The organism is Phycicoccus sp. DTK01, from assembly GCF_017312765.1.
GTDB lineage: Bacteria > Actinomycetota > Actinomycetes > Actinomycetales > Dermatophilaceae > Phycicoccus > Phycicoccus jejuensis.
The window spans coordinates 18106-33107 of sequence record NZ_BOPU01000011.1; the positions used below are offsets into that span (position 1 = coordinate 18106).

The window sequence follows — 15002 nt, forward strand, 5'->3', positions numbered from 1 at the left end:
GGGGCGTGGGATGCTGCGGCGCATGGACGCCCGCACCGTGCTCGTGCTCAACGGACCGAACCTTAACCTCCTCGGCGAGCGGGAGCCGGCGGTCTACGGCCACGAGACCCTCGCCGACGTCGAGCGCCTGTGCCGCGAGGCGGCCGCGCGGCACGGCCTGACCGTCGACTTCCGGCAGTCCAACCACGAGGGCACGCTCGTCGACTGGGTGCAGGAGGGGCGCTCGGGCATCGCCGGGATAATCGTCAACGCGGCCGGGTACACGCACACGTCGGTGGCCCTGCGCGACGCGCTCGCGGCCTGCCGGGTGCCGCGCGTCGAGGTGCACATCAGCGACATCCACGCGCGCGAGGAGTTCCGCCACTTCTCCTACCTCGCCGACGTCTGCGACCACCACGTCGTCGGGCACGGGGTCGCCGGCTACGCCGAGGCCGTCGACTGGTTGGCGTCCCGTCCCGCAGGGTCGTGACCCGGCGGCCGATCGGTCCGACCCGGTGGTCCCTACGGCCGATGTCGGTCGGAGTCGGCCACGTCGCGGGGGGCTCTCCCTAGCCTTGCCGCATGCGACCGCCGTCCCTCCCGAGGCCCCGGGACCGCGAGACGGCCGCCCGCTTCGGCGCGGTGCTCTGTCTCGTCGCCGGAGGGCTCAGCGTGGTGATGACGAGCCTCGTCCCCCAGGGCATGTCCATCGGGATGAAGGCCGCCGTCATCGGCGCGTCGCTCGCGATGATGGTCGTCGGGGTCCTCCTCGTCGTCGCCGGCGAGAGGCTGCAGTCCTGGCTGTGGCTCCCCGTCCCGCTCCTGGGGATCCTCACCATCGTGCTCTCCGGCCTCGCCTCGCGCGACGCGTCGGCGTCGGGGCAGGTCTTCCTCTGCGCGCCGGTCCTGTTCGCCGCCTCGCAGCTGCCGGGGGCGTCGGCCTGGCTCGTGACCACCTGTGCCGTGGTCGCCGACGGGGTCCTCGTGGTGTCGGTCACGCCGTCCGGTGACGCCGCCGTCGACCTCCTGTACGTCAGCGTGGCGCTCGTGCTGAGCACGTGGCTCCTGGTCCGGGCCGGTGAGCGCAACGCCCGGCTCACGGACCGGTTGCGGGAGCTGGCGGCCGTCGACCCGCTCACGGGACTGGTCACGCGTCGGGTGCTCGACGACGCCGCCCGGTCCGCCCTCTCGGTCGCCGACGGTGACGGCGGGACGGCGCTCGTCCTGCTCGACGTCGACGAGTTCAAGACCATCAACGACACCTGGGGGCACCCGACGGGGGACGCCGTCCTCGTCCACCTGGCCGACACCGTCCGCCGGCACGGTGGACCGGGGGCCGTCATCAGCCGGCTCGGCGGTGACGAGATCGCCCTCCTCCTCCCCGGGAGCACGCACGAGGCGGCGCGTCGTCGTGCGTCCGAGCTCGTCGAGGCCGTCCGCGCGAGCCCGTTCCAGCGGGCGCACGACGAGGCGATCGCCCTGACGATCAGCGTCGGCGTGGCCCACGCCCCGACGCACGCGGTGGACCTGCGTCACCTCTACGCGGCCGCGGACCGGGCGCTGTACGTCGCGAAGCGGGCCGGGCGCGACCAGGTCGGCACCGTTCCCGCCGAGGTCGTGACTTCCGGGTAGGTAGTTGGACGTCCTACTATCTCGGGAGAACGCCACCCGGCGACCCCGGAAGGACCACCCCATGGCAGCGAAGCCGAGCGAGGGACTCCACGTCCCGACCCACCCCGTCCGCATCGTCACCGCCTCGAGCCTGTTCGACGGGCACGACGCGTCGATCAACATCATGCGGCGGATCATGCAGAGCCAGGGCGCCGAGGTCGTCCACCTCGGGCACAACCGCTCGGTCCGCGAGGTCGTCGACGCCGCGCTCGACGAGGACGCGCAGGGCATCGCCGTGAGCTCCTACCAGGGCGGGCACGTCGAGTACTTCGAGTACCTCGTCGAGCTGCTCCGCGAGGCCGGCGCCGGCCACGTGCAGGTCGTCGGTGGTGGTGGCGGCGTCATCGTCCCGCGCGAGATCGAGCGGCTGCGCGCCGCCGGGGTGACGATCTTCAGCCCCGAGGACGGCCAGCGGCTCGGCCTGCCGGGGATGGTCAACCAGGTCGTCGCCGCCTGCGACACCGACCTCTGGGAGCTCGCGCCGACGAGCGTCGAGGCCGTCCTCGCGGGCGAGCGCCCGGCCGTCGCGCGCGCCATCAGCGGCGCCGAGACCGGCCACCTCGACGACGCCTTCCGCGGCGAGCTGCAGCGCGCCGCCGCGGCCCGCACCGTGCCGGTCCTCGGCATCACCGGCACCGGCGGCTCCGGCAAGTCGAGCCTCACCGACGAGCTCGTCCGCCGGCTGCGCACCGACCAGCAGGACAAACTGCGCATCGCCTGTGTCGCGGTCGACCCGACGCGACGTCGCGGCGGCGGGGCGCTGCTCGGCGACCGCATCCGGATGAACAGCCTCGACGGCGACCGGGTCTACTTCCGCTCCCTCGCGACGCGCGGGAACCGCGAGATCCCCGAGGCCCTCGAGGACGTCCTCACGGTCCTCAAGGCCGCCGGCTACGACCTCGTCGTCGTCGAGACCCCCGGCATCGGCCAGGGGGACGCCGCCATCACCTCGTACGCCGACGTCAACCTCTACGTGATGACGCCGGAGTTCGGGGCCGCGAGCCAGCTCGAGAAGATCGACATGCTCGACCTCGCCGACGTCGTCGCCGTCAACAAGTTCGAGCGACGCGGCGCCCTCGACGCCCTGCGCGACGTCGGCCGCCAGATGGTCCGCAACCGCGAGGCCTTCGGGAAGAAGCCGGAGGACATGCCCGTCTTCGGCACCAGCGCCGCGACCTTCAACGACGACGGCGTCACCGCGCTCTACCAGGAGCTTCGCGCGCAGCTCGCCGCGAAGGGCCTGCCCGTCGACGACGGCGCCCTCGCCCCGGTCGACGTCCGGCACTCGACGATGCTGCGCCAGGTCGTGCCGCCGCAGCGGGTGCGCTACCTCGCCGAGATCGCCGAGACCGTCCGCGGCTTCCACGCGGAGACCGAGGGCTGGGCCGACGCCGCCCGTCGGGTGCAGCGCCTCGGGGACGCCCGCGAGGCGCTCGCGGCGGCCGGCAAGGAGACCGCCGACCTCGACGCGCTGCTCGCCGACGCGCGCGACGCCCTGCCCGCCGAGGCCCGCAAGGCCCTCGAGCAGTGGCCCTCCGTCGTCGAGGCGTACTCGGGCGACGAGCAGGTCGTCGTGGTGCGCGACAAGGAGATCCGCACCAAGCTGACGCGGGAGACGTTGTCCGGCAACGTCGTCCGTCGCGTCAGCCTGCCACGGCACGCCGACGACGGCGACCTGCTCACGTTCCTCCGCCGCGAGAACCTCCCCGGCCGGTTCCCCTTCACCGCAGGCGTGTTCCCGTTCAAGCGCGACAACGAGGACCCGGCCCGGATGTTCGCCGGAGAGGGCGACCCGTTCCGCACCAACCGCCGCTTCAAGCTGCTCTCCGAGGGGCAGCCGGCGACGCGCCTGTCGACGGCGTTCGACTCCGTCACCCTCTACGGCCGCGACCCCGACCGCCGCCCCGACATCTACGGCAAGGTCGGCACCTCCGGCGTCTCCGTCGCGACCCTCGACGACATGAAGGCGCTCTACGACGGCTTCGACCTCACCTCGCCGACGACGAGCGTCTCGATGACGATCAACGGGCCGGCGCCGACCATCCTCGCGTTCTTCCTCAACACCGCGATGGACCGTGAGGTCGAGAAGTGGGTGCAGGAGAACGGTCGTCAGCCGAGCGACGACGAGCGGGACGCCGTCCGCGCCCGGGCTCTCGCGACCGTCCGCGGCACCGTGCAGGCCGACATCCTCAAGGAGGACCAGGGCCAGAACACCTGCCTGTTCTCCACCGAGTTCTCGCTGCGGATGATGGCCGACATCCAGGAGTGGTTCATCGAGAACCAGGTCCGCAACTTCTACTCGGTCTCGATCAGCGGCTACCACATCGCCGAGGCCGGGGCGAACCCCATCAGCCAGCTCGCCTTCACCCTCGCCAACGGCTTCACCTACGTCGAGTCCTACCTCGCGCGCGGCATGGCCATCGACGACTTCGCGCCGAACCTCTCCTTCTTCTTCAGCAACGGGATGGACCCGGAGTACACGGTCATCGGCCGCGTCGCCCGGCGCATCTGGGCCGTCGCGATGCGCGAGAAGTACGGCGCCAACGAGCGCAGCCAGAAGCTCAAGTACCACGTGCAGACGAGCGGCCGGTCCCTCCACGCGCAGGAGATGGACTTCAACGACATCCGCACGACGCTGCAGGCGCTCACCGCCATCTACGACAACGCGAACAGCCTGCACACCAACGCCTACGACGAGGCCGTCACGACCCCGTCGGAGGAGTCGGTGCGTCGGGCCCTGGCGATCCAGCTCGTCATCAACCGCGAGTGGGGGCTGGCGATGAACGAGAACCCGCTCCAGGGCTCGTTCGTCGTCGACGAGCTGACCGACCTCGTCGAGGCCGCCGTGCTCGCCGAGTTCGACCGCATCTCCGAGCGCGGCGGCGTGCTCGGCGCGATGGAGACCGGCTACCAGCGCGGGCGCATCCAGGACGAGTCGATGCTCTACGAGCACCGCAAGCACGACGGCTCGCTGCCGATCGTCGGCGTCAACACCTTCGTGCGGCCCGAGGCCGACGTCTCGCCCAAGGAGGTCGTGCTCGCGCGCGCCACCGAGGAGGAGAAGGAGGGGCAGCTCGCCCGTGTCGAGTCCTTCCGGGCCGACCACCGCGAGGAGGCCGAGGTCGCCCTCGCGCGGCTCAAGGCCGCCGCGACGAACGGCGAGAACGTGTTCGCCGTGCTCGTCGACGCCGCACGCGTGTGCTCCCTCCAGCAGGTCACCGAGGCGTTCTTCGAGGTGGGCGGGCAGTACCGCCGCAACGTCTGACCCCGCGCCCGGAAACCCGGGTGCCGGGCGTCGGTGGCACGCCGTAGTTTTCTCACGTGGGGACGACGACCGCAGCACCCGTCACGCCGACGCTCGCGCCGGCGGGTGATGCCGTCGTGCCCGCCGAGCGCACCCTGCGGCTCGGGCGACTGCGCGGCTGGCCGACCGGCCTCGCCCTCGTCGCGTCGGCCACCGGCGCGCTCGGCCGGACGCTCGGCACGGTCGTGGCCGGCCTCCTCGCCGCCGACCCGTCGACCCGCCTCGTCGGGCTGCTCGCCCTGTGCGTCGTCGGCGCCGCGGTCCTCGACACCGCGGGCCGCACCGTGTGGGCCGGCGTCGTCGACCACGCCGAGGGCCGGCTGCGCGACGACCTCGTCGCCGCCGCGCTCGCCCAGCCGCTTCCCGCCCTCGGCGAGCAGGCGGTCGGCGAGATCCTCGACCGCGTGGACGCCGACACCCACGACGTCGGCACGATGCTGCGCCGCCAGGTGTGGGACGCGCTGAAGACCGTCTTCGCCGCCGTGCCGATGTGGGTCGTCGCCGGCCTCACGTGGTGGCCCGCGTGGGTCCTGTTCCCCGTCACCGCGACCGCCGCCGTGCTCCTCGTCCGCCGGCTGCTGCCGACGATCGCCGAGCGCAAGGTCGCCGAGGAGGTCGCCTGGACCGACCACGCCGCGGCCCTCGAGGAGGGCGTGACCGCCCGCGACGACCTGCGGACCAGCCTCGGCCAGGCCCACGTCGTCGCCCGTCTCGCCACCCTGTCGTCGGTCGTCCACCAGCGGTTCGCGCAGGTCGTCGACCTCCAGGCGCGGGTCACCCGCCGCACCGGCGTCCTGCTCTACGGGATGCTCGCCGGCACGGCCGTCGCCGGGGTGGCCCTCGTCGCCGGGGGAGGCCTGTCGGTCGCCCGCCTCGTCACGCTCTTCCTCGTCACGAGCACCTTCGTCGGCCAGGTCGACCAGATGGCCCGCCACCTGCCCGAGCTCCAGGCCGGGCTCGGCGCCGTGACGCGCCTGCGGCAGCTCCTCGGCGCCGCGCCCGAGCCCACCGGCGGTCTCCCCGTCCCCGCCGGCCCCCTCGAGCTCGAGTTCCGCGACCTGCACTTCGGGTACGCCCAGGGCGACTTCGCGCTGCGCGACGTCGACCTCACGGTGCCCGGCGGCCGCACCTGCGCCCTCGTCGGGCGCACCGGGTCGGGCAAGTCGACCCTCGCCTCCCTCGTCTCCCGCGCGGTCGAGCCCGAGCCGGGCACGGTTTTCCTCGGCGGTGTCGACGTCCTCGACCTCGACCTGCAGCAGCTGCGCGCCGCGGTCGGCGTCGTCACGCAGCGCACCGAGGTGCTCGCCGGGACCCTCGCCGAGAACATCACCCTCTTCGCCGACCTGCCCCGGTCGCGCATCGAGGGCGCGGTCGCGCAGCTCGGGCTCGAGCGCTGGGTCGCGGGCCTGCCCGACGGCCTCGACACCCTCCTCGGCCCGGGCGGCACCTCGCTGTCGGCCGGCGAGGAGCAGCTCGTCGCCTTCGCCCGCCTGCTCGTGCGCGACGTGTCCGTCGTCGTCCTCGACGAAGCCACGGCCCGGATGGACCCGCTGACCGAGGCCCTCGTCGTGCGCGCGGCCGACCGCCTGCTGACCGGCCGCACCGGCATCCTCGTCGCGCACCGGCTCTCGACGACCCGGCGGGCCGAGCGCGTCGCCGTCCTCGACCACGGTCGCGTCGTCCAGCAGGGGGCGCGTGCCGAGCTCGCGCGCGCCGACGGTCCCTTCCGCGCCCTCCTCGCGGCGAGCGGCGACGACCTCGAGCCCGGCCGCCCGGAGCAGCCGGCCCCGGCCGACCCTGCGTCCGAGCCCACCGCCACCGCCGTCGCCGGGGCGCGCCGGGCCGGGCCGCCCCCGGAGCTGCCGGACCCCGGGCACGGGCCCTCGCTGACCCGGGGCATCCTCTCGGCGCTGCTCGTCCGCCCGCGCTGGGGGGTGTGGCCGGCCGTCCTGTTCCTCGTCTCCGCGCTCGGCGGCGCCTTCGGGGCCGGCACCGGGTTCGTCTGGGGCCGCCTCGTCGAGCGCCTGCAGACCGACGCCGCGTGGGACCCGACGACCGCCGTGCTCACCGGGCTGACCGCGGCGTCGGTGCTCGTCGCACCGTTCGTCCTCGTCGCCGCCATGCGTCGCTACCCCCGCTGGTGGATCGAGGTCATGCTCCGGGTCCGGATGTCGGTGCTGCTCGGCCAGACCCGCCAGCACCGGCTCGAGCGCACCCCGGCCGGCGAGGTCGTCGCCCGGTCGATGGACGCCGACCGCTACGCCCTGTACGCCGACCGGTGGGTCGACTTCCTCAACGGCCTCGGCATCGTCGTCGTCACCGCGCTGCTCGGCGGCAGCCTGCTCGCCGGCGGGGTGCTGCTCTGCGTCCTCGTCGGGGCGGCGCTCGCCTCGGCGGTCGGCCGGCCGATCGCCGGCCGCTCGGCCACCGAGTCCTCGCGGGCCCGCGCACGCTTCGGCCGGGCCGTCGTGTCGGTGCTCGAGTCGGCCCGCACGGTCAAGCTCGCCGCGGCCACCCCGTCCGCCCACCGCCACCTGCGGCGGGTCGACGCCGGGCGGGTGCGCGCGGCCGTCTTCGAGCACCGCGTCCAGGCCGTGCTCGACGGCGTGCCGATCGTCATGGTGCAGGCCGGCGTCGTCGCGGCCTGGGGCACCTATGTCCTCGGCGGATGGTCCCTCGCCACCGCGATCCTCGTCGCCGGCGCCGTCAACGGCTTCGACTGGTTCGGCCGGGTCGCCGGCGCCGTCGTCACCGAGGCCCCGGGCACGCGCTCGTGGCAGCAGGCGACGAGCCGGCTCGCCGGCGGCGTCGACCTCGTGCGGCTGCCGGAGGGGGTCGACCTCGTCGCCGGCACCGCGCCCCCTGCCCCGGTCCCCGGCCGGGTGCCGCTGCGCGAGCTGCGCCTGCGCGGCGTCGGGGCCGTCCACGACGACGGGACCCGCGGGGTCGAGGGCGTCGACCTCACCGTGCACGCCGGCGAGCTCGTCCTGCTCCTCGGGCAGGTCGGCTCCGGCAAGTCGAGCCTGCTGTCCGCGCTCTCGGGCTTGCTCGAGCACACCGGCTCGATCACGTGGAACGGCGTCGAGGTCGACGACGCCCAGGTGTTCCTCCGGCCGGGCCAGGTCGCCCACGTGGCGCAGGTGCCCCGGGTCCTCTCCGGCTCGTTCGCCGACAACGTCGCCCTCGGGCACGGCCGCTCGCTCGAGGGCGCCATCGCCGACGCGCGGCTCGGTGACGACGTCCGCGAGGCCGGCGGGCACGACGCGCTCGTCGGCCACCGCGGGGTGCGTCTCTCGGGAGGGCAGGTGCAGCGGCTGGCCCTCGCTAGGGCCCTTGCCGCCGAGACCGAGCTGCTGCTCGCCGACGACGTCTCGAGCGCGCTCGACGCCGCGACGGAGGTCGAGCTGTGGCAGGCCCTGCGCGCCCGCCGCACGACGGTCGTCGGCGCCACCTCGAAGCGCGCCGCGCTGGCCGAGGCCGACCGCGTCGTCGTGCTCGTCGACGGGCGGGTGGCCGCGACCGGGCCGTGGCGCGAGCTGTCCGGCGCCTGGGGGCACCTCGCCGGCTGAGCCGACGCGGGCCGCCCGGGAGCCCCGGGCGGCCCGCGACCTCAGTACAGGAGCGACCAGTCCTTGCGCGACCAGGCGAGGACGGCGAACAGCTGCACGACCGCGGCCTGCTCGATCATCTGCGTCGAGTCGCCGCCGAAGCGGAAGACGCCGGTCTCCCGGTCGCGGCGGGTGCGCCACAGCCGGTCCGCGTAGGCCGCCATGTCGTCGGCGGCCCGCCGGTCGCCGGTCACCGACGCCAGCAGCAGGAGGTTCTTGAAGTAGATCGAGTTGAAGAACACCGGCTGGGTGTCGAGCCGCGTCAGGCCGGGCTGCTCCGGGTCGGGCTGGGCGTAGAAGCGGCGTGCGGCGTCGGCGACGCGGCAGGCCTCGCGCAGGTACCGCCGCTCGCCGGTCACCCGGTGCAGCAGCGTGTTGACGCCGACCGGGACGCCCTGGTTGTAGCTCCACACGGTCTTCTCGACGGTCCCCGCGAGGTCGAGGTGGTCGTGGTAGAGCCCGGCCTGCGCCCCCTCGCGGATCTGCAGGTGCTGGTTGGTCCACGCGTACATCCGGCGGGCCCAGTCGAGGAAGCGGCGCTCGCGGGTCAGCTGGAACAGCCGCAGCCCGAGCTGGGCGCCGGGCATGTTCGAGACCGTGTTCCGGTCCTGGCTCCAGTCCGCCTGCGTCCAGAACACACCGCCCGGGGCCGGGTGCGAGGGGTCGTCGTCCCAGCCGGAGACGACGAGCTCGAAGATCATCCGGGCGTCGCGCACGGCCGCGGGGTCACGATGCATGAGGTGGCGCTGGACGTCGATGAGGCCGACCCACTCGTTGTCGTCGTAGAAGAAGTCGCCACCGCTGCCCCACGGCGCGGTCGGGGCGGACGCGTAGCCGGGCAGGCCGGTCGACCCGGCCGCGCTGTAGTAGCGGCGCTGCCCGGTCCGGCGCTCGGCGAGGTCGTCGAGGTAGCGCCGCCCGGTGGCGCCGGGCAGGCCGGTGAGGTCGAGGGTCGCCCCGTGGGCCTGCGAGAACGGCCACTCGTACGAGTAGGTCGGGTCCTCCGGCGCCGCAGGCCAGTGCTCGAGGTAGAGGCGGCTGCCGTCGCGCACGGCGAAGTGCCGCTGCAGGGCCGCGTAGGCGTCCTCCGCGCGCTCGGCCCACCGGCCGCGGCCCGTCGCCGGCCCGGGTCGGGAGGTGACCGCGGAGGCGGTGGGGCCCGTCGCGCCGAGGGCGCCGAGGGCGAGGGCCGCTCCGCCGACGGTGCGGCGGGAGAGGCGGGTCGTGGGGCTGGTCGCGCGGTGGGTCGACATCGTCGTCGGGTCTCCTCGGCCGGTGGCGTGGACCCGTCAGGACGCTACGGAGATGGCGGATGGCCGTCGACGCGGGCGGCCGGCCTGTCCGATCGCGTCAGGCCAACCGGTCACGCAGCCACGCGATGTCGGCGCGCTGGCCCTCGACCCCGCCGGGGGTCTCGACGACGACCGGGGCGCCGGCCTCGCGGACGACGTGCGCGATGTCGGCGGCGTCGATGTGCCCCGACCCGAGGTTGGTGTGGCGGTCGGCGCCGGAGTCGAACTCGTCGCGGCTGTCGTTGCAGTGCACCAGGTCGATGCGCCCCGTGATGGCCCGCACCTCGGCGGCGACGTCGGCGAGGTCGTTGCCGCCGGCGTGCGCGTGGCAGGTGTCGAGGCAGAAGCCGACGGTGTCGCCGCCCTCGGCCCGGCCGATGGCCTCCCAGAGGCGCTCGACCGCCTCGAGCCGACGGGCCATCGCGTTGTCGCCGCCGGCGGTGTTCTCGATGAGGAGCGGCACGGGCATCTCGAGGCCGTCGACGCACTTGCGCCAGTTGTCGAAGCCCGTCGCGGCGTCCTCGTCCTTGCCGAGGTGCCCGCCGTGCACGACGACGCCCTTCGCCCCGATCTCGGCGGCGGCGTGCAGGTGCTGCTGGAGCAGCTTGCGGCCGGGGATGCGGATGCGGTTGTTCGTCGAGGCGACGTTGATCGGGTAGGGCGCGTGGACGTAGAGGTCGACACCCGCGGCCTCGGCGGCCGCCCGCAGCGCCTGGGCGCCCCCGGCGTACTCGACGACCGGGCCCTTGTAGCTCTGCGGGTCGCCGAGGAAGAGCTGGCTGAGGGTGGCGCCCCGGGCGACGGCCTCCGCCACCGGGTCGGCCTGGTCGACGTGTCCTCCGATGCGCAGCTCCATGCGCCCACCGTACGACCGGCCGCCGACCGGCGGTCGCCCGATCCCGGCCCAGCGCCCGGGGCAGGGCAGGATGGCGCCATGCAGATCGCTGACACCACCGCCCTGGTCACCGGCGGCGCCTCCGGCCTCGGCGCGGCCACCGCCGCCGCCCTCGCCGGCCGGGGCGCCCGCGTGGTCGCCCTCGACCTCCCCGACGCCTGCGAGAACGCAGCCGCCGTCGACGGCGTCGAGTACGTCCCCACCGACGTCACCTCCGAGGCCGACGTCCGCGCCGCCGTCGCGGTCGCGGCCGGTGACGACGCCCGCCCGCTGCGGGTCGTCGTCAACTGCGCCGGCATCGGCCCGTCGGCGCGCATCCTCGGCCGCAAGGGCACGCACTCGATCGAGCTCTACCGCAAGGTCGTCGAGGTCAACCTCCTCGGCACCTTCGTCGTCCTCACCGTCGCCGCCGAGGCGATGGCGGCCACGGAGCCCGACGCCGACGGCCAGCGCGGCGTCGTCGTCAACACGGCGAGCATCGCCGCGTACGACGGCCAGGTCGGCCAGGCCGCGTACAGCTCGAGCAAGGGCGGCATCGTCGGCCTCACGCTGCCGGCGGCCCGTGACCTCGCGCAGCACGGGATCCGGGTCATGACGATCGCCCCGGGCATCGTCGAGACCCCGATGCTCGCGACCGTCTCGGACGAGTTCCGCGCCGGCCTCGCCGCGGGCGTCCCGTTCCCGCAGCGCCTCGCGCGCCCGGAGGAGTACGCGCAGCTCGCGCTCGCGATCGTCGAGCACGACTACCTCAACGGCGAGGTGGTCCGGATGGACGGCGCGCTGCGGATGGCGCCGCGCTGACCGTGGCGGCCACCCGCGCACCCCTGCGCGACGACCTCGGCGCGCCGGTGCCCCTCGCGGGCCCGGCGCGCCGCGTCGTCTCGCTCGTGCCCTCGCTGACCGAGGCGCTGGCGGCGACCTGCCCCGACCGGCTCGTCGGGGCCACCGACTGGTGCACCCACCCGGCCGACCTCGACGTCGCCCGGGTGCGCGGGACGAAGAACCCCGACCTCGCCGCCGTCGCGGCCCTGGAGCCCGACCTCGTCGTCGCGAACAAGGAGGAGAACCGCGAGCTCGACGTGCGCCGGATGCGCGAGCGCGGGCTCGCGGTCTGGGTGACCGACATCGAGACCGTCCCGCAGTCCCTCGCCTCGATGGCGCGGCTGCTCGGTGAGGCGCTGGAGGTCCCCGAGCCCGGGTGGCTGGGGGAGGCGCGCGCCGCGTGGTCGGGGCCGGTGCCGGCACCGACGACGCGGGTCGTCGTCCCCGTGTGGCGCGACCCGTGGATGGTCGTCGGCCGGCCGACGTTCACCGCCGACCTGCTCGCGCGCTGCGGGTACGAGGTCGTCGGGGGAGAGGTGGGGACGGGCCGCTACCCGAGCGCCGACGTGGCGACGCTGGACGACCCGGCGCTGGCCGACCTCGTCCTGCTGCCCGACGAGCCCTACGAGTTCACCGCGGCCGACGGGCCCGAGGCGTTCGCGCGGGTACCCACCCGGCTCGTCTCCGGACGGCTCCTCACCTGGTACGGACCCGCCCTCGTGGAGGCCCGGATTTCGCTCGACCGAGCGTGACCGTGTAGTGTCTCCGTCGCGCTCCAGAGCGGTTTTCCACTGGCGCGCACGCCCCCTTAGCTCAGTCGGCAGAGCGTTTCCATGGTAAGGAAAAGGTCGTCGGTTCGATTCCGACAGGGGGCTCTGGTCCGGCCGCAGTCCGACTCCCCGAGAAGGGCTCCCGGTCGTTCCCCAAGGCGGGGTAGCTCAGCTGGTTAGAGCGCACGACTCATAATCGTGAGGTCGCGGGATCGAGCCCCGCTCCCGCTACCGAGGTCGCGATTTCCGTGTCACCGCACGGAGCGCGTACCCTGTTGTGCTTGGTGCCGCGCGCAGTCCAGGACCGCGCCGACGCGCCACCCGAGATCCACACTTCGTTTCCCGAGAGCAGGTTGCTTCCATGGCCAAGGCCACCGACGTCCGCCCCAAGATCACGCTGGCGTGCACGGAGTGCAAGGAGCGCAACTACATCACCAAGAAGAACCGGCGCAACGACCCCGACCGGCTCGAGCTGGCGAAGTTCTGCCCGCGCTGCAAGAAGCACACCGCGCACCGCGAGACCCGCTGACGCCGGCGCGTCACCGACGCGCCCGCAGCCGACGAGGCCGCCCGCACCCCCGGGGTGCGGGCGGCCTCGCGTCGTGCCCGGGTCCTCCCGCCGGTCGGTCGGCCCCGGCCCCTAGAGTGGGCGGCATGGCCGTGAACCCCGACTTCGTCGGACGCACCTACCCGCCGAGCGGGCCCTACCCCGTCGACGCCGCGCTCATCGCCGCGTTCGCCGCGGCCGTGGGCTCGAGCGACCCGGTCCACACCGACCCCGAGGCCGCCCGCGCCGCCGGCTACGCCGACGTGGTGGCGCCGCCGACGATGGCCGTGCGCTTCGCCCAGGCCTCGGACCGGGCGTACGTCGCCGACCCGGAGGCGGGGATCGACTACAGCCGCGTCGTCCACGGCGAGCAGCGGTTCGTCCACCACCGCCCGATCACCGCCGGCGACGAGGTCGTCGGCACGCTGACCGTCGACGCCGTCCGGCAGGCCGGTGGCCACTCGATGGTCACGACCCGCACCGAGCTCGCGACGACCGGCGGCGAGGCGCTCGCGACGTGCACCTCGACCATCGTCGTCCGGGGAGGGGAGGACTGATGGCCGTCCGCACGCTCGAGTCCGTCGCCGTGGGCGACACCGTCGGGCCGGTCACCGTGCCCGTCACCCGCGACACGCTCGTCGCCTACGCCAACGCCTCGGGCGACCAGAACCCGATCCACCAGGACGAGGACTTCGCCCGCTCGGTCGGCCTGCCCGACGTCATCGCCCACGGGATGTGGACGATGGGCGCCGCCGGCACGGTCGTGTCCGAGTGGGTCGGTGACGCCGGCCGGGTCCTCGAGTACGGCACGCGCTTCACCAAGCCGGTCGTCGTCCCGGCCGCCGGCGCCGAGCTCGTCGTCGAGGGCACCGTCAAGGCGCTCGACCCGGAGACGCGTCGGGCGACGGTCGAGCTGACCGCCACGAGCGAGGGCCAGAAGGTCCTCGGCCGGTGCGTCGCCGTGGTCCGCCTCGACTGATGCGCGAGCTGCACGACGAGCCCCTCGCGGGGTACACGACGATGCGCGTCGGCGGCCCGGCGGCGCGGATGGTCGTCGCGGAGACCACCGACGAGCTCGTCGACGCCGTGCGTGAGGTCGACGACGCCGACGAGCCGCTGCTCGTCCTCGGGGGTGGCTCGAACCTCGTGCTCCCCGACGAGGGGTTCGCGGGCACGGTCGTGCTCGTCGCCACGCAGGGGGTCGAGGTCGACTCGGCCGACTCGTGCGGGGGCGCGAACGTCGTCGTCGCGGCCGGTGAGCCGTGGGACCCGTTCGTCGAGCGGGCGGTCGCCGAGGGCTGGTCGGGCATCGAGGCGCTGTCGGGCATCCCGGGGTCGACCGGGGCCACGCCGGTCCAGAACGTCGGTGCGTACGGGCAGGAGGTCGCCCAGACCATCGCCCGGGTACGGGTGTGGGACCGGCTCGAGGAGCGCGTCCGCACGATGATGTCGCTGGACTGCCGGTTCACCTACCGGCACTCCCTCTTCAAGGGCACCGACCGCTACGTCGTGCTCGACGTGATGTTCCAGCTCGTCCTCGCCGACCTCTCGGGGCCGGTGCGCTACGCGGACCTCGCGACGCAGCTGGGGGTCGACGTCGGCGCCCGGGTGCCCCTCGCCGACGCGCGGGAGGCGGTGCTCGCGCAGCGGCGGCGCCGCGGGATGGTGCTCGACGCCGAGGACCACGACACCTGGTCGTGCGGCTCGTTCTTCACCAACCCGGTGCTGACCGCCGAGGAGTTCCAGTCCCTCGAGGCGCGCGTCGCCGAGCGCCTCGGCGCCGACGTCACGCCGCCGCGCTTCCCCGAGGCGGGCGGTCGGGTCAAGACGTCGGCCGCGTGGCTCATCGAGCGCGCCGGGTTCGGCAAGGGCCACGCGATGCCCGGGCCGGCGGCGCTGTCGACCAAGCACACGCTCGCGGTGACCAACCGCGGGCAGGCGCGTGCGGCGGACGTCGTCGCCCTCGCCCGCGAGGTGCGCGACGGCGTGCAGGACGTCTTCGGGGTGACCCTCGTCAACGAGCCGGTCATCCTCGGCCAGACCCTCTGACGCCCGGCCGGGTCGCACCCGCTGCGTCCCCACGGGCGTGCGGTGGTGCGAGGGACGGGTCGTCG

12 protein-coding genes and 2 tRNA genes are annotated in these 15002 nt (G+C 74.4%); 12 read left to right on the forward strand and 2 right to left on the reverse strand.

The features are described from left to right. Nucleotides 1-22: 22 nt before the first annotated feature. From aroQ to J3473_RS17385, 4 genes are all read left to right on the forward strand, one after another. On the forward strand, nucleotides 23-469 hold the full coding sequence (gene aroQ / locus J3473_RS17370; protein ID WP_207025122.1) for a type II 3-dehydroquinate dehydratase: 447 nt from the start codon (nucleotides 23-25) through the stop codon (nucleotides 467-469). Nucleotides 470-561: 92 nt separating this feature from the next. Continuing rightward, nucleotides 562-1611, forward strand: a complete 1050-nt coding sequence (locus J3473_RS17375) for a diguanylate cyclase (RefSeq protein ID WP_207025123.1) — start codon at nucleotides 562-564, stop codon at nucleotides 1609-1611. Between the two features lie 61 nt (nucleotides 1612-1672). Then, entirely contained in the window at nucleotides 1673-4915 is a 3243-nt protein-coding gene (icmF, locus tag J3473_RS17380; protein WP_207025124.1) for a fused isobutyryl-CoA mutase/GTPase IcmF, read from the forward strand. A gap of 134 nt (nucleotides 4916-5049) precedes the next feature. Beyond that, on the forward strand, nucleotides 5050-8523 hold the full coding sequence (locus J3473_RS17385) for an ABC transporter ATP-binding protein (protein WP_242525949.1): 3474 nt from the start codon (nucleotides 5050-5052) through the stop codon (nucleotides 8521-8523). A gap of 41 nt (nucleotides 8524-8564) precedes the next feature. Here J3473_RS17385 and J3473_RS17390 read toward each other — a convergent pair whose 3' ends face one another. Further along, nucleotides 8565-9815 (reverse strand): glycoside hydrolase family 76 protein, encoded by a 1251-nt coding sequence (locus J3473_RS17390; RefSeq protein WP_207025126.1) that lies wholly within the window; start codon nucleotides 9813-9815, stop codon nucleotides 8565-8567. A gap of 97 nt (nucleotides 9816-9912) precedes the next feature. Continuing rightward, nucleotides 9913-10710: a deoxyribonuclease IV gene (locus J3473_RS17395; protein WP_207025127.1), complete on the reverse strand. Its 798-nt coding sequence runs from the start codon at nucleotides 10708-10710 to the stop codon at nucleotides 9913-9915. 78 nt (nucleotides 10711-10788) lie between these two features. Here J3473_RS17395 and J3473_RS17400 point away from each other — a divergent pair, with 78 nt between their 5' ends. The 8 genes from J3473_RS17400 to J3473_RS17435 all read left to right on the forward strand — a co-directional run bounded on the left by J3473_RS17400 (nucleotide 10789) and on the right by J3473_RS17435 (nucleotide 14937). Further along, on the forward strand, nucleotides 10789-11550 hold the full coding sequence (locus tag J3473_RS17400; protein ID WP_207025128.1) for an SDR family NAD(P)-dependent oxidoreductase: 762 nt from the start codon (nucleotides 10789-10791) through the stop codon (nucleotides 11548-11550). Between the two features lie 2 nt (nucleotides 11551-11552). Then, nucleotides 11553-12323: a helical backbone metal receptor gene (locus tag J3473_RS17405; protein ID WP_256437961.1), complete on the forward strand. Its 771-nt coding sequence runs from the start codon at nucleotides 11553-11555 to the stop codon at nucleotides 12321-12323. Between the two features lie 50 nt (nucleotides 12324-12373). Next, nucleotides 12374-12446 (forward strand) — tRNA-Thr (locus tag J3473_RS17410). A 52-nt stretch (nucleotides 12447-12498) separates the two neighbouring features. Then, nucleotides 12499-12572, forward strand: a tRNA-Met gene (locus tag J3473_RS17415). Between the two features lie 130 nt (nucleotides 12573-12702). Beyond that, nucleotides 12703-12870 (forward strand): 50S ribosomal protein L33, encoded by a 168-nt coding sequence (gene rpmG / locus J3473_RS17420; protein WP_030526789.1) that lies wholly within the window; start codon nucleotides 12703-12705, stop codon nucleotides 12868-12870. Between the two features lie 125 nt (nucleotides 12871-12995). Next, on the forward strand, nucleotides 12996-13445 hold the full coding sequence (locus tag J3473_RS17425) for a MaoC family dehydratase N-terminal domain-containing protein (RefSeq protein ID WP_030526790.1): 450 nt from the start codon (nucleotides 12996-12998) through the stop codon (nucleotides 13443-13445). After that, nucleotides 13445-13867, forward strand: a complete 423-nt coding sequence (locus J3473_RS17430) for a MaoC family dehydratase (protein ID WP_030526791.1) — start codon at nucleotides 13445-13447, stop codon at nucleotides 13865-13867. The genes J3473_RS17425 and J3473_RS17430 overlap by 1 nt, the downstream gene beginning before the upstream one ends. Beyond that, complete coding sequence (locus J3473_RS17435; protein WP_207025129.1) at nucleotides 13867-14937, forward strand: UDP-N-acetylmuramate dehydrogenase; 1071 nt, start codon at nucleotides 13867-13869, stop codon at nucleotides 14935-14937. Before J3473_RS17430 ends, J3473_RS17435 begins: the two co-directional genes overlap by 1 nt. Nucleotides 14938-15002 lie beyond the last annotated feature (65 nt).